We start from the raw sequence: 13,655 nt of genomic DNA, 5'->3' as shown, positions 1-13,655 counted from the left end.
CCATGGCGACATTCGTCCTTATCCATGGTTCGTGGCACGGCGGCTGGTGCTTTGACGGGCTGCGTCATCGGCTGGAAGCGGCGGGGCATGATGTCATCGCGCCCGATTTGCCCGGCATGGGCGGTGACGAGGCGGCGCTCGATGCGGTGACGCTTGACGGCTGGGCCGAATTCGCGGCCGGCCTGTGCCGGTCCGCGAGCCGGCGTCCGGTGATCCTTGCCGGACACAGCCGGGGCGGTCTGGTCATCAGCCAGGCCGCCGAAAAGGCGCCCGAGGCGATCGATACGCTGGTCTATATCTGCGCGATGATGCTGCCCGACGGCATGTCGCGCGCGCAGTTCAAGCAACTCGAAGGGCCGAACCCGGCCTTCGATGCGCTGATTTCGCCGACGTCCGGCGGGCATGGCACACGCATCACCGGCGCCGATCCGGCAGCCGTGTTTGCCCAGTTGGCACCGCCCGAGCTGGCCTCGGCCGCGATGGCGCGGCTGGTCGACGAACCGCACCGGCCGCGCTCCGTTCCGCTGCAACTGACGCCCGAACGCTATGGCCGGGTGCCGCGTGTCTATGTCGAATGCACCGACGATCGCACCATTCCGCTGGCGAGCCAGCGGCGCATGCAGCATCTGGTGCCCGGGGCGCGGGTCGAAACATTGTGGGCGGACCACAGCCCGTTTCTATCGCGCCCCGAAGCCTTGGCCGCCATTTTGCTCGCGCTGGCCTGATCAGTCGCGGAACACCACGGTCTTGGCGCCATTGACGAGCACGCGGTCTTCAAGATGCAGGCGCACCGCCTCGGCCAGTACGCGCCGTTCGATATCGCGACCGCGGCGCACCAGATCGTCGGGGCGATGGGCGTGGGTGATCGCTTCGACATCCTGATGGATGATCGGGCCTTCGTCGAGATCGCCGGTGACATAGTGCGCGGTTGCGCCGATCATCTTGACCCCGCGCGCGTGTGCCTGATGATAGGGCTTAGCGCCCTTGAATCCGGGCAGGAACGAATGGTGGATGTTGATGCAGCGCCCTGACAGGAATGCGGCCATTTCGTCCGAGAGGATCTGCATGTAGCGCGCCAGCACCACCAGTTCGGCGCCGGTTGCCGTGACCACGTCGCGGATGCGCGCTTCCTGTTCGGCCTTGGTGTCGCGGGTGATCGGGAAATGGTGATAGGGGATGGTATCGATCAGCGAGATCGCCAGCGCCTCGCGCGGGTGATTGCCGATGATGGCGACCACATCCATGTTCAGTTCGCCGATGCGATTGCGATAGAGCAAGTCGCCCAGGCAATGGTCGAATTTGCTGACCAGCAGCACGACCTTGCGCCGCGATGTCTTGTCGCGCAGCGTCCAGTGCATCCCATATTGCGCGGCAAGTGACGAAAATCCATCGCGAATCACATCAATTGCGACCCCGCGCGGATCATATTCGACGCGCATGAAGAACGAGCCTTCGTCCTGATCGTTGAACTGTTTCGCCTCGACGATGTTGGCGCCGGCTGCGGCGAGAAATCCGGTCACGGCGGCGGTTATTCCGGGCGTGTCGGCGCATGACAGCGCGAGAATTTGGTAGTCCGGGGCGGTATCCAGGCTCATTTTTTTGTACCTCTCCTTGCGACCCGCGCTGAGGATGGCGCGGCCACTTTCCATTTGCATGGGTGTCAATTTATAGTATGCGTTGCATACAAATTGCAACCGTACGGAGAGGGAAAACGTGTCCGCCACGAATCTTGATCAGCTGCTCGCGCAGCAGAGCAGCATTGTCGACATGCTGCGCAATTCGCAGCTCGGCGCCTATGTCTATCCGGTGGTCGCGCCCGAGTTCTCCAACTGGCGTTCGGAGCAGTGGGCCTGGCAGCACAGCGCGGTGCTGTTCGACCAGTCGCACCACATGGTAAACCTCTATATTCGCGGGCGCGACGCGGCGAAGCTCCTGTCCGACACGATGATCAATTCGTCCAAGGGCTGGACCGTCAACAAGGCCAAGCAATATGTGCCGACGACGCCCTATGGCCATGTCATCGGCGATGGCATCATCTTCTGGGAAGAGGCGGAATCGTTTACATACGTCGGCCGCGCGCCCGCTTCGAACTGGCTGCGCTATCATGCCGCGACCGGCGGCTATGACGTCGAGATCGAGCTTGATGACCGTTCGCCGATGCGTCTGATGGGCAAGCCTGCGCATCGCAAGGAATGGCGCTTTCAGATCCAGGGCCCGCAGGCCTGGAACGTGATCGAAAAGCTGCATGGTCGGCCGCTCGAACAGCTCAAGTTCTTCAACATGTCGACGATGCACATCGCCGGGCACACCGTGCGCACGCTGCGCCACGGCATGTCGGGTGCGCCGGGTCTCGAAATCTGGGGCCCCTATGACACGCAGGAAGAAATCCGCGCCGCGATTCTCGAAGCGGGCAAGGAATTCGGCCTGATCGCCTGCGGCAGCCGCGCCTATCCGTCGAACACGCTTGAATCGGGCTGGATTCCGTCGCCGTTGCCCGCGATCTATACCGGCGAGAAGCTGAAAGGCTTTCGCGAATGGCTGGGGCCCGACAGCTATGAAGCGACGGGTTCGATCGGTGGCTCGTTCGTGTCGAAATCGATCGAGGACTATTACCTCAATCCGTGGGAACTGGGCTATGGCCCGTTCGTCAAGTTCGACCATGATTTCCATGGGCGCGAGGCGCTCGAAGCTATCGATCCGGCGCAGCAGCGCAAAAAGGTGACGCTGGCGTGGAATCCGGAAGACCTTGCCAAAATCTGGGCTTCGCTGTTCAATCCCGATGGCGAACAGTACAAGTTCTTCGATGTGCCTTTGGCCAATTATGCCTCGTCGAATTACGACCGCGTGGTCGATGCCGGGGGCAAGACTGTCGGCCTGTCGATGTTCACCGGCTATTCCTACAATGAAAAGCAGGGGCTTTCGCTTGCCACGGTCGACCCGGAAATCCCGTTCGGGACCGAGCTGCGCGTGGTCTGGGGCGAAGAGAACGGCGGCACGCGCAAGACCACCGTCGAGCCGCACAAGCAGATCGAAGTGCGCGCGATCGTCAGCCCCGTGCCCTATTCGCGCGTCGCTCGCGAAACCTATCAGGGTGGCTGGCGCACCGGGCGCTGATATGGGCAAGCCCCGGTGCCGGCGCAAACACCGGGCCGGGGCTGCCGCACGAGAGGGTGCCATGGCTATTGTGCAGATCCATCCCAATTGGGACAAGCCGCCTGCGATCCTGACACACGGGTATTCGCTGGAAATGACGGCAAAGGACAAGCCGTCGTTGCAGGACGCCGCGCCGCTGATCCCTGCCGAAACGCCGATCGCGGTGACCTTTCTGCCGGGCGAGGACGCTGCCGCGCGCGTTGCCGCAACGGTTGCCGTGCGCGAACTGGGATTCGAGCCGATGCCGCATTTCTCGGCGCGGCGGATCACGTCCGAAGACGATTTCGAAGGCTATCTTCACGCGGTCGTGCGCGAAGCAGGCGTGCGCCGCTGCTTTGTCGTAGCGGGCGACCCGCCCGAGCCGCAGGGCCCCTATTTCGACACGATGGCGCTGATCGCGACGGGCGCGTTCGAGCGCGCCGGGATCAAGGCAATCGGCATCGGCGGCCATCCCGAAGGCCATCCCGAGATGACCGTCGAGCAATGCTGGGACGTCTTGACGCGCAAGGTTGCCGAAATCGAGGCGCGCGGCATGGCGCCGCTGGTGGTGACGCAATTCGGCTTTGACCCCGATGCCTTTCTCGAGTGGCTGGCCGAACTGCGCCGGCGCGGTATCGATGCGCCGGTGCGGCTCGGCGTGCCGGGGCCGGCGGGGATCAAGCGCCTGTTGTCGTTTGCCGCGCGTTGCGGCGTGGGCGCGTCGGCCAGCGTCTTGCGCAAATACGGCATTTCGGTCGCCAACCTGCTGGGCAGCGCCGGGCCGGACAAGCTGGTTGATGCATTTGCTGCAGGGATCGGGCCGCAGCACGGGCGGGTTCGGCTCCACTTCTATCCGTTTGGCGGGCTGCGCAAGACGGTCGAGTGGATCGCCGATTACGAACGGCGGCAGGGGCAGGCCTGAGCCAGCCCCTGCCGAGAGGCCATCAGAAATCCGCCGCGCGTGACTTTGCGCGGGCATCGGCAAAGGCCTTGGCGCGGATCGCTTCGAAGGCGACTCGCTGGTCGTGGCCGGGGTCTTTGGGATAGTCCTGATATTCGGCGATGATCTCGTCGAAAATGGTGCGCATCTCTTGCTTGTGATCGGGGTGGGAGAAAATGTGCAGGCGGTTGGCGCGCATCGCCTCGATCACCCGTGCGCCGATCACGTCGGGCTCCATGCCGAATTCGTGCACCCCGGCAAGGCGCTCGACCGCGCTTTTGTCGACCGCGCGTGCGCCGGATTTGAGCGAGTCGGGCCGGATGTCGTCGCTGGCATAGATATAGCTTTTGACCAGGCCCGGACACAGTACCGAGACGCCGATGCCATATTGCAGCAGCGAATAGTGCAGCGATTCCGAAAGGCCGCGCACGGCAAACTTGGTGGTGTTGTAAATCCCCGGTGTGCCCGCGGCGAGGAACGCGGCCATCGAGGCGGTGTTGACGATGTGTCCGCCTTCCTGTGTCCCGGCCTTGACGCGTTCGACCATGCGCGGGACAAATGTCATCACCCCGTTGATCACGCCATGCAGATTGACCCCGAGCAGCCAATCCCAATCGTCATAGCTGCTTTCCTCGATCGGCTGAAACAGGTTGACCCCGGCGTTGTTGCACACAATCGAGACCGGGCCGAACCTGGCCTCGACTTCGTCGGCGGCGTCGCGAAATCCCGCGCGGCTCGACACGTCGAGTTCGACACCCATGACTTCGCGGTTATCCAGCGTCTTGAGCGCGCGGTCGATCGCATCGCGGCGGATGTCGGCGATCGCGACTTTGCATCCTTCGTTGAGCAATTGGCGGACAAGGCCGATGCCGACCCCGTTGGCCCCGCCCGTGACAAAGGCTGTGCGTCCGGCAAAGTGTTTCATGCGGCGGCTCCTGCGATCTGCGTGGCGCGAATGCTCTTCTGGCGGTCGATTTCGGCGGTGATGGCCGGGTTGCGGAACAGCATGGCGAAAGTCGCCTTGTATTCCGGGTTTTCGGGCAATTGCGTCTGCACGGCCGCCGTGGTTGCCTCGCCGCGCTCGCGCACGCCATCGAGAAATTCGCTGTGGGTCAGGATATAGAGCTCGTCGGCCAGAATGCCTTCGAGCACGCGCGCGCCGACGTCTTCCTTCGTCTGGTAAAGGTGAAAAAACTGTCCTCCGGCCTGGCGCCGCTTGTCGGCAGCGGCATAGCCGGTATCGGACAGGGCTGCGGGGCGCGTCTTGCCCGCATCGGCAATGTTCGATTGGACCGCGCCGGGGCAGAATGCCGAACAGATGACGCCGCGCGGTTCGAGTTCGGGGCGCATGCATTCGACCATGGCGACGACGGCCGCCTTGGTGGCCGAATAGATTGCCGTGCCGCCGACAGGGACGAGCGCCGACATCGAGGCGGTGTTGACGATATGCCCGCCTTCGCCATGGGCGAGGATGCGCGGCAGGATTTCGACCACGCCGTTGATCGTGCCGCCCAGATTGACCCCCATGACCCAGTCCCAGTCGGCATGGGTGGCAAGCTCGGTCGGCCCGACCACCGCCACCCCGGCGTTGTTGACGAGCAAGTGGATGCGGCCAAACCGCGCCTCGGCCGCATCGGCGGCGGCGGCATAGGCGGCACGGTCGGTGACATCGAGGCGGAGCGCCAGAACGCGGTCGTCGGCGGCCAGCTCGGCTCGCGCCGAATCGAGATGATCGTCACGGATGTCGGCAATCACCACATTCATCCCCGCGCCCAGCACGGCCTTGGCAATGCCCAGGCCAATGCCGCTCGCGCCGCCCGTGATAAAGGCGGTTTTTCCTTTCAGATCCTGCATTTCCCGCTCCCATGCTGCGGGCATGACGGAGGGGTCATGCCGTTTGCGAGGTGATTTGTGTTTTTTCGCCTTTGACTATTCACCATGCGGCGATTGTATGCAAGACATACACTATCAAATGGGATGATCGCACGCTGACAGGCGGGACGGTCGCCCGAACAGGGGAAGAGAGATTGGCCATGGCAGGCGGCACGCATCGCTATTCCGATGCCCCGGCGCGATACTGGGCGCTGACGGTCATCGTGCTGGCGACATTCGTGACGTTTTTTGATTCGGTCACGTTCGGCATGCTGGCCGAGCGCATCAAGCATGATTTCGGCCTGAGCGATGCGCAATTGGGGTTTCTGGCCGGGCCTGCAGGGGTGATCGCGTTCTTTTTCGTGGGCGTTCCGCTGGCGCGGCTGGCCGATATTTTTCCGCGCAAATGGGTGCTGGCGGGTGGATCGGTGGCGGTCGGCGTGGTGATCGCGGCGGGCGGTGTGGCGCAAGGGCTGGGGCAGTTTGTGGCGTCGCGCGTGTTTCTTGCCGCCAGCGGGTCGGCGCATGCTCCGGCGTCCTATTCGTTGCTTGCCGATGCGTTTCCGCCGCGCCGCCTGACGCGGGCCTTTGCCTTGCTGCAATTCGGCTTCATCGGCGGGACCACGCTGGGGCCGTTTATCGGCGGACGGCTGGTGATGGCGAGCAGGGGCTGGGAAACGCATGTCGGCCGCTGGCATCTGTTTGGCTGGCAATGGATCCTGATCGGGTGCGGCGTGGCGGCGATGGCGGTCGGTCTGTTGTTCCTGACCGTGCGTGAGCCGGATCGTGCGGCGCAGTTGCAGCGCGGCGGGGCGCATGACGGGCTCGCCGCGATGCTCGGGTGGCAGGCGTTTCGCGCACTGGCCGAGCGGCCGCGCCTGTTTGTGCCGTTGTTTGGTGCGCTGGCCTTGTCGGCGCTCGATGTGTTCGGGCTGCAATTCTGGCGCACGCCGTTTCTGATCCGCACCTATGGCTGGAACGAGGGGCAGATCGGCGCGGCGATGGGGCTTGCCGTGCTGGTGGGGTCGCTGGTCGGGCTGGTGCTGGGGGCGGTGCTGGTCGAAGTGCTGGCGCGGCGCCATGCCGACGCCAATGTCCGCGCGGCGGCGATCTGCTTTGCCGGGACGAGCGTGGCCGCCATCCTGTCGCCGATGATGCCGCGCGCGGAATGGTCGCTGGCGCTGATGGGCGTGGGGGTGGCATTCGGCATTGCCGGGGCAGTGCCGCAAAACGCCGCGGTGCAGCGCGTCGTGCCGCCCGCCATGCGCGCGCAAGTCACGGCCATCTATCTGTTCATGTTTACCTTTTTTGGCGCGATGGGCAGCTTTCTGGTCGGGGTGGTGCAGGACCGGGTGGTCGGCGATCCGCATCGGCTATGGCTGACTCTGGTGCTCTGCGCGGGGACGCTGCTGCCGGCGGCGACACTGCTGATGGTCCTGGCCATGCGCCCCTACGCGCAGGAAATCGAACGGCTTGAAGCCCTGGAGCGAGCGAAGTGATGAACGACTATCCTGCGGTATCGATGATCATTGCCGGCGAACGTGTCACCGGCGGGGGGCGGCGCACCCATGCCGTGATCAATCCCGCCAATGGCGAGGTCATCGCGCAACTGCCGCTGGCCGAGCCTCCTGATCTCGACCGGGCGCTCGATGCCGCCGCGCGCGGCTTTGCCCGCTGGCGCAAATCGACTGCGCCCGAACGCGCCGCCGTGCTCGAAGGCGCGGCGAGGTTGCTGCTCGAACGGCAAGAGGCGATTGCCCGCGCCGCCGTGCTCGAACAGGGCAAGACACTGGCCGAGGCACGGATGGAAGTGCTGATGGTGGTCGGCCTGTTCCGGTTTTACGCGGGCGAATGTCAGCGGATCTATGGCCGCACGCTGGTCCGCCCCGAAGGGCAGCGCGCGACGGTCACGCATGCGCCTGTCGGCCCGGTCGCGGCCTTTGCGCCATGGAATTTCCCGATCGGCAATCCGGGGCGAAAGCTCGGCGCGCCGATCGCGGCGGGCTGTTCGGTGATTTTGAAAGCCGCCGAGGAAACCCCGGCTTCGGCGCTGGCCGTGCTTCAGGCACTGCTCGATGCCGGGTTGCCCGGCGATGTTGCGCAGGCGGTGTTCGGCGTGCCCGACGAAGTCAGCCGCCATTTGCTGGGATCGCCCCTGATCCGCAAAGTGTCGTTCACCGGCTCGACCGTGGTGGGCAAACATCTGATGCGGCTGGCCACCGACAACGTGCTGCGCACGACGATGGAACTGGGCGGGCATGGTCCCGTACTGGTCTTCGCCGATGCCGATCTCGACCGCGCGCTCGATACGCTGGTCCCGCACAAGCTGCGCAATGCCGGGCAGGTTTGCGTCAGCCCGACGCGGTTTCTGATCGAAGAGAGCGTGTTCGACCGCTTTGCCAGTGGTTTTGCCGAGCGCGCGGCGGCCTTGCGCGTGGGCGACGGGCTCGATCCGGAAAGCCGGATGGGGCCGATGGCCAATGCGCGGCGGCCCGAGGCGATGGAGCGGCTTGTCGGCGAGGCGCGGACGCATGGCGCGCGTGTCCTGACGGGCGGCGAGCGCATCGGCAATCGCGGCTATTTCTTCGCGCCGACCGTGCTTGCCGAAGTGCCCGTGACGGCGGCGATCATGAATGAAGAGCCGTTTGGCCCGGTCGCCATTCTCAACCCGATGGCGGGCGAGGCGGCGATGGTCGAGGAAGCCAATCGCCTGCCCTATGGTCTGGCTGCGTATGCCTGGACCGAGGATGCGCGGCGCCAGCGGCGGCTCGCTGCCGAAGTCGAGGCGGGGATGCTGGGGCTCAATACCACGATGATTGCCGGCGCCGATGCTCCGTTTGGCGGGGTCAAATGGTCGGGGCACGGCGCCGAGGACGGCCCCGAAGGGCTGCACGCCTGTCTGGTTACGAAAACCGTTCACGAAGGATGATCGTCATGTCCCATGATCTGAAGACCGGCGGCGACCGGGGGTATTTGCGCATCGCCACCGAGGAAGCCTTTGCCACACGCGAACAGGTGGACGTGTTCCTGCGGATGATCCGCGATGGTCAGGCCGACCGGGGCATGGTCTCGCTATGGGGATTTTACGGGCAATCGCCGTCGGAACGTGCCACGCAAATCCTGGAGCGGCTGCTCGATCTGGGCGAGCGGCGCATTGCCGATATGGACGCGACCGGCATCGACAAGGCGATTCTCGCGCTGACCTCGCCGGGGGTGCAGCCGCTGCTCGATCTGGACGAAGCCAAAGGCGTGGCACGGCGCGCCAACGATCATCTGGCGGCGGCCTGCGCGCGCTATCCCGACCGGTTTATCGGATTGACCGCCGTCGCGCCGCAAGACCCGGAATGGTCGGCGGCGGAAATCCGGCGCGGCGCGCGCGAGCTTGGCTTCAAGGGGGTGCAGATCAACAGCCACACCCAGGGGCGCTATCTCGACGATCCGTTCTTCGATCCGATCTTTCGCGCTTTGGTCGATGTGGGCCAGCCGCTCTATATCCATCCCGCGACGCCGCCCGACAGCATGATCGGGCCGATGCTCGAAGCCGGGCTCGACGGTGCGATTTTCGGATTTGGCGTGGAAACGGGGATGCATCTGCTGCGGCTGATCACCATCGGCATTTTCGATCGCTATCCCGATCTTCAGATCATGGTCGGGCACATGGGCGAGGCTCTGCCCTATTGGCTCTATCGGCTCGATTACATGCATCAGGCGGGGGTCCGCTCGAAGCGCTATGAACGGATGAAGCCGCTCAAGAAAACCATCGCCGACTATTTCCGCTCCAACGTGCTGGTCACCTGCAGCGGCATGGCGTGGGAGCCGGCGGTGCGTTTCTGCCAGCAGGTCATGGGCGAAGACCGGGTGCTCTATGCCATGGACTATCCCTATCAATATGTCGCCGACGAAGTCCGCGCGATGGATGGCATGGACATCGCCCCCGCAGCAAAGAAGCTGTTTTTCCAGACCAACGCCGAACGCTGGTTCAAACTGTGACATTGCCCCGGCGTCCGGCGCGCGAGGCGTGGATCTGTCTCGCGCTGGTCGGCGCGATGCAGTGTCTGTCGATGCTCGATCGCAATATTCTGGCGATTCTCAATCCGCGCATCAAGGCCGACCTGCATATCGGCGATGCCGAAATGGGGCTTCTCTACGGTACGGTCTTTGCGTTGTTTTATGCGGTGTTTTCGCTGCCGTTGGGGCGTCTGGCCGATGGCTGGCGGCGCGGCTGGCTGTTGGCGATCTGTATCGCGCTGTGGTCGCTGGCGACCGGGCTCGCCGGGTTTGCCGGGGGATTTTCCATGCTCGCGTTGTCGCGGCTGGGCGTCGGGATCGGCGAAGCGGCAGGCCAACCGGCGGGGACCAGTCTGGTTTTTGATTATTTTCCCAAACATCGGCGCGGATTGGCGCTGGCGGTGATGGCGGCGCTGCTTGCGGCGGGATTGGGGCTGTCATCGGTGCTCGGCGGGGCGGCGGCGGATGGCTGGGACCATGCGTTCGGTCTGGGGCATGCCGCGCCGTTGGGGCTGAAAGGCTGGCAATTCGCGTTTCTGCTGGCCGCGCTGCCGGGCGTGCCGCTGGCGATCCTGCTGGCGCTGATGCGCGAGCCGGTGCGCGGAATGAGTGACGGGATCGTCAGCCCGCCCGATCCCGCGCCGTTTCGGGCCGCCTTCGCCGTGCTGATCGCGGTGCTGCCGATCGGGGTGTGGTGGACATTGGCGCGCAAGCGGGCCGGTTTTGGCGTCATCGCGCGCAATGGTGCGGCGCTGGTGGCGATTGCGGCGGCGATGATCGTGCTCGCGCGGGTCTGTGCCGCGCTGTCGCCGCGCCCGCCGCTGCATCTGGCCGGGCTGAGCGTCGATCCCCATGCGCTGCAATGGACGATTGTCGGCATCGGCGGCTATGTCGTGGTCAATTTCCTGCAATCGCTGCGCTTGTCCGACCGGGCGACTCATGCCGTGGTCACGGGTTCGCCCGCGTTGTGGCTGTGCCTGATCGTGGGGTCGCTGCAGACGACGATCAATTACGGGATCATGGGGTTTACCCCGGCGTTTTTGATGAAGACCTATCATCTGGGCGCGGGCGAAGTCGGCGTGCGGTTTGGCCTGCTGTCGGCGGCGATCGGGATGATCGGGCCGATGCTGTCGGGGCCGCTGTCCGACTGGCTGGCGGCGCGCGCCGGGGCCGGGGGACGTGTGGGCTTTGTCGTCGTGGCGCTCGGGCTGTCACCGTTTGTCGGATTTGCGGTCTATACCGCGCCCGATCCGGCGGCATTCTACATGCGCTTCACGCTGTACAGCCTGATCCTGACGATGTGGCTGCCGCCGCTTTATGCGGTGCTCTACGAACAGGTCCTGCCGCGCATGCGCGGGCAGACGGCAGCGCTTTATATCCTGCTGATGACTATCCTCGGGCTTGGCGTCGGGCCTTATTGGGTGGGCATGGTCGCCGATCGCACGCACGGCAATCTTGGCCTCGCCATCCTGTCGGTCAACGCGCTGGCGCCGCTGATCGTCGTGCTGTTGCTGGTGCTGTGGCGCCGCGCCGAGCGCGATGCGGCGGGCGCCGTGGGGCGGGCGAGGGCTGTGGGAGAGCCGGTTTAGAATGTGCCATCAATAGCCATTCCCGCGTGTGCGGTATTGACGAGAGATGATGGATCGCCTGATGCCGCCCCAGTCTCCGATTATGCCACAAGCCCGATCGTATCCCCATTGGCCCAGTTGCCGTGCAGGCCAAAGCGCAGGCGGATCGGGATGTGGACGGTGGCGACCGGGCCCTTGGCGATGTCGAGCGAGTCGAAGATCAGCAGGTCGCTGCGTGCGTCGTCGAGGCGGTTGCACGCTTGCACGATCCAGCCGTCGCCTTCGGGCGCGTCGGGTGCGCGGGGGACGAAGCATGGTTCCTGCAGGCTGCTGACCGGGCCGCACCACCAATGGGATTCTGCGCCGGTTTCGAAATCCTTGTGGAACAAGCAGTTCATCAACAGGCCTCCGGCGCTGCCGCCGCGCAGTTCGACCGGGCGGGTCATGTCCATTTCGAGGAACCAGCCGTGGCGCGTCTTGCGTCCGGCAAAGCGGTCGTCGATGCGCGGAAATTCGGCGGACACTTCGGAGAGGCGGTTGATCGCGGTAAAGCTGTCGTCGTTGCTGGCCGTGTCGACGACCCATTCGGTCGGCTTGCTCATCGCGGCCTGCGGGTCGAACGGGGCGCCATGCACATCGGGGAAGAACGGGAACATGTTGTTCTTTGCCTCGCAGGTGACGAAATGGATTTTGCTGCCCTCTTGCCAGGCGTTGAGCACGTGGCTGGCAAAGCAATTGTCGCGGCGGAACCAGCGGATGTCGGCATCGGTGACGCCGTCGCGGCGGGGGATCAGGCCGAGATAGACCGGCATGGTCGTGTCGAACCCGAAATGGGGCAGGCCCTGTTCGAGCCGTTCCGGGCTGCCGATCGAGGGCACGATGTGGAGCACGAGATAATCCTGCGTGATCCCGAAATCGTGCATCATGCAGTAATAGGGCGCCTTGAACCACACTTCGCGGATCAGCGTGCCGTCGGGCGCGACTTCCATATAGGTCACATCGTCGCTGCACAGACCGCCGGCGGCATAGCCCATCGCGACCATGTTGCCGTTGGCGTGATCGATCTTGGGATGCGCGGTAAAGGTCTGCCCGGTCATGCGCCCGCCAAACTTTTCAAAACCCAGCGTTTCCATGCTGACCGGGTCCATCAGCAGCGCCGGGCTGTCTTCTTTCATCGCCCAGAGTTTGCCGGCAAAGATGAAGGCATTGGTGTTGGCGGTCGAGCGGATCTCGCCGGCAACTTCGGGTGCGTCGGTCAGGGGATTGCGATAGGCGCCAAACAAGGCATGGCCCGCCGCATGTTCAAGCTGCCACTTGCGCGTCTTTGCCCAGCGCTGGCGGAAATCGACCTGACCGTCGTGGATATGAAACCGGGTGATCATGCCGTCGCCGTTGAACGCGATGTCGTCACCGAGTCGGGGAGGGAATTGCGGATCCGGCTGAACGCGGTAGAACGCACCGGACATGCCCGGCGGTATCGTGCCTTCATGCGCCAGATCGGCGATGTCGGCTTCGATCCGCGAGGGCGTGTTGAATCCGGTAAATGCAGGTGTCTGTGGAAAATGGGCCATGGACATCGCTCTCAAATGTTATTGTATGCTGCACTGACAATCCTCCAGGGAATCGTGGATGGCAAGACCAAAAGAGACACTTGTACCGACCACCCCGCATGTCGCGGGCGACGATGACATTGGCGAAATCCGCTCGATCGTCGGGTTTCACATCCGCCTTGCGCATGGCGCGACCTATCGCCATTTTACCGAGACGTTCAGCCATATCGATCTCACGCAGAAACAGGTTTCGGTCCTGTGGCTGGTCGATGATCATCCCGATATTGCCCAGACCGACCTTGCCCAGCGCATGCGCATGGACCGGGCGACGACGATGGCGATCGTCAACCGTCTGCAGGATCGCGGCTATCTCGTGCGCGGGGCATCGCTGACCGACCGCCGCAAACAGACGCTCAATCTGACCGATGGCGGGCGGGCTGCGCTGGTGCAGGCCAAAGACGCGATCCGCGAGCACGAACGCTGGCTCAAATCGCGCTTTACCGACAAGGAAATCGACGTTCTGATCGAGATGCTGACGCGGATACACGAATAGTTTGCGGCACGAATATTTTATGGCCTGATAAC

The 13,655-nt window shown here is 64.2% G+C and carries 12 protein-coding genes; 8 read left to right on the top strand and 4 right to left on the bottom strand.

Annotated elements, in window-relative coordinates; all coding sequences use genetic code 11:
• Positions 1-2: 2 nt before the first annotated feature.
• Positions 3-725, top strand: a complete 723-nt coding sequence (locus AQZ50_RS04685; protein WP_067743237.1) for an alpha/beta fold hydrolase — start codon at positions 3-5, stop codon at positions 723-725.
• On the opposite strand, the gene purU is transcribed toward AQZ50_RS04685, so the two are convergent.
• Positions 726-1,595: a formyltetrahydrofolate deformylase gene (purU, locus tag AQZ50_RS04680; RefSeq protein WP_067743864.1), complete on the bottom strand. Its 870-nt coding sequence runs from the start codon at positions 1,593-1,595 to the stop codon at positions 726-728.
• A gap of 118 nt (positions 1,596-1,713) precedes the next feature.
• Here purU and AQZ50_RS04675 point away from each other — a divergent pair, with 118 nt between their 5' ends.
• Both AQZ50_RS04675 and AQZ50_RS04670 read left to right on the top strand, forming a co-directional pair.
• Positions 1,714-3,114, top strand: a complete 1,401-nt coding sequence (locus tag AQZ50_RS04675) for a vanillate/3-O-methylgallate O-demethylase (RefSeq protein ID WP_067743234.1) — start codon at positions 1,714-1,716, stop codon at positions 3,112-3,114.
• A gap of 61 nt (positions 3,115-3,175) precedes the next feature.
• Positions 3,176-4,054 (top strand): methylenetetrahydrofolate reductase, encoded by an 879-nt coding sequence (locus AQZ50_RS04670; protein WP_067743231.1) that lies wholly within the window; start codon positions 3,176-3,178, stop codon positions 4,052-4,054.
• A gap of 22 nt (positions 4,055-4,076) precedes the next feature.
• Here AQZ50_RS04670 and AQZ50_RS04665 read toward each other — a convergent pair whose 3' ends face one another.
• Both AQZ50_RS04665 and AQZ50_RS04660 read right to left on the bottom strand, forming a co-directional pair.
• The gene (locus AQZ50_RS04665) at positions 4,077-4,997 is read right to left on the bottom strand and encodes an SDR family NAD(P)-dependent oxidoreductase (RefSeq protein ID WP_067743228.1); all 921 of its coding nucleotides are present in this window, start codon (positions 4,995-4,997) and stop codon (positions 4,077-4,079) included.
• Positions 4,994-5,926: an SDR family NAD(P)-dependent oxidoreductase gene (locus AQZ50_RS04660; RefSeq protein ID WP_067743225.1), complete on the bottom strand. Its 933-nt coding sequence runs from the start codon at positions 5,924-5,926 to the stop codon at positions 4,994-4,996. The genes AQZ50_RS04665 and AQZ50_RS04660 overlap by 4 nt, the downstream gene beginning before the upstream one ends.
• Positions 5,927-6,105: 179 nt before the next feature.
• On the opposite strand from AQZ50_RS04660, the gene AQZ50_RS04655 reads away from it, so the two are divergent.
• The 4 genes from AQZ50_RS04655 to AQZ50_RS04640 are packed head-to-tail and all read left to right on the top strand — an operon-like array spanning position 6,106 to position 11,541.
• Positions 6,106-7,443, top strand: coding sequence for an MFS transporter (locus AQZ50_RS04655; protein WP_067743222.1), 1,338 nt, complete (start codon positions 6,106-6,108; stop codon positions 7,441-7,443).
• Entirely contained in the window at positions 7,443-8,873 is a 1,431-nt protein-coding gene (locus AQZ50_RS04650) for an NAD-dependent succinate-semialdehyde dehydrogenase (RefSeq protein ID WP_067743219.1), read from the top strand. The genes AQZ50_RS04655 and AQZ50_RS04650 overlap by 1 nt, the downstream gene beginning before the upstream one ends.
• 5 nt (positions 8,874-8,878) lie before the next feature.
• Complete coding sequence (locus AQZ50_RS04645; RefSeq protein WP_067743862.1) at positions 8,879-9,934, top strand: amidohydrolase family protein; 1,056 nt, start codon at positions 8,879-8,881, stop codon at positions 9,932-9,934.
• Complete coding sequence (locus AQZ50_RS04640) at positions 9,931-11,541, top strand: MFS transporter (RefSeq protein ID WP_067743216.1); 1,611 nt, start codon at positions 9,931-9,933, stop codon at positions 11,539-11,541. The genes AQZ50_RS04645 and AQZ50_RS04640 overlap by 4 nt, the downstream gene beginning before the upstream one ends.
• Positions 11,542-11,621: 80 nt before the next feature.
• On the opposite strand, the gene AQZ50_RS04635 is transcribed toward AQZ50_RS04640, so the two are convergent.
• A complete protein-coding gene (locus AQZ50_RS04635; protein WP_067743860.1) occupies positions 11,622-13,091 on the bottom strand; it encodes a lignostilbene-alpha,beta-dioxygenase in 1,470 nt (489 codons plus the stop codon).
• A gap of 58 nt (positions 13,092-13,149) precedes the next feature.
• Between AQZ50_RS04635 and AQZ50_RS04630 the strand changes: the two genes are divergently transcribed.
• Positions 13,150-13,623: a Saro_0803 family transcriptional regulator gene (locus tag AQZ50_RS04630; RefSeq protein ID WP_067743213.1), complete on the top strand. Its 474-nt coding sequence runs from the start codon at positions 13,150-13,152 to the stop codon at positions 13,621-13,623.
• Positions 13,624-13,655 lie beyond the last annotated feature (32 nt).

The sequence above is a fragment of the Novosphingobium sp. Fuku2-ISO-50 genome, from assembly GCF_001519055.1.
Lineage (GTDB): Bacteria > Pseudomonadota > Alphaproteobacteria > Sphingomonadales > Sphingomonadaceae > Novosphingobium.
The sequence above is the reverse complement of the archived record's forward strand: the minus strand, read 5'-3'. Positions and strand labels throughout refer to the sequence as shown.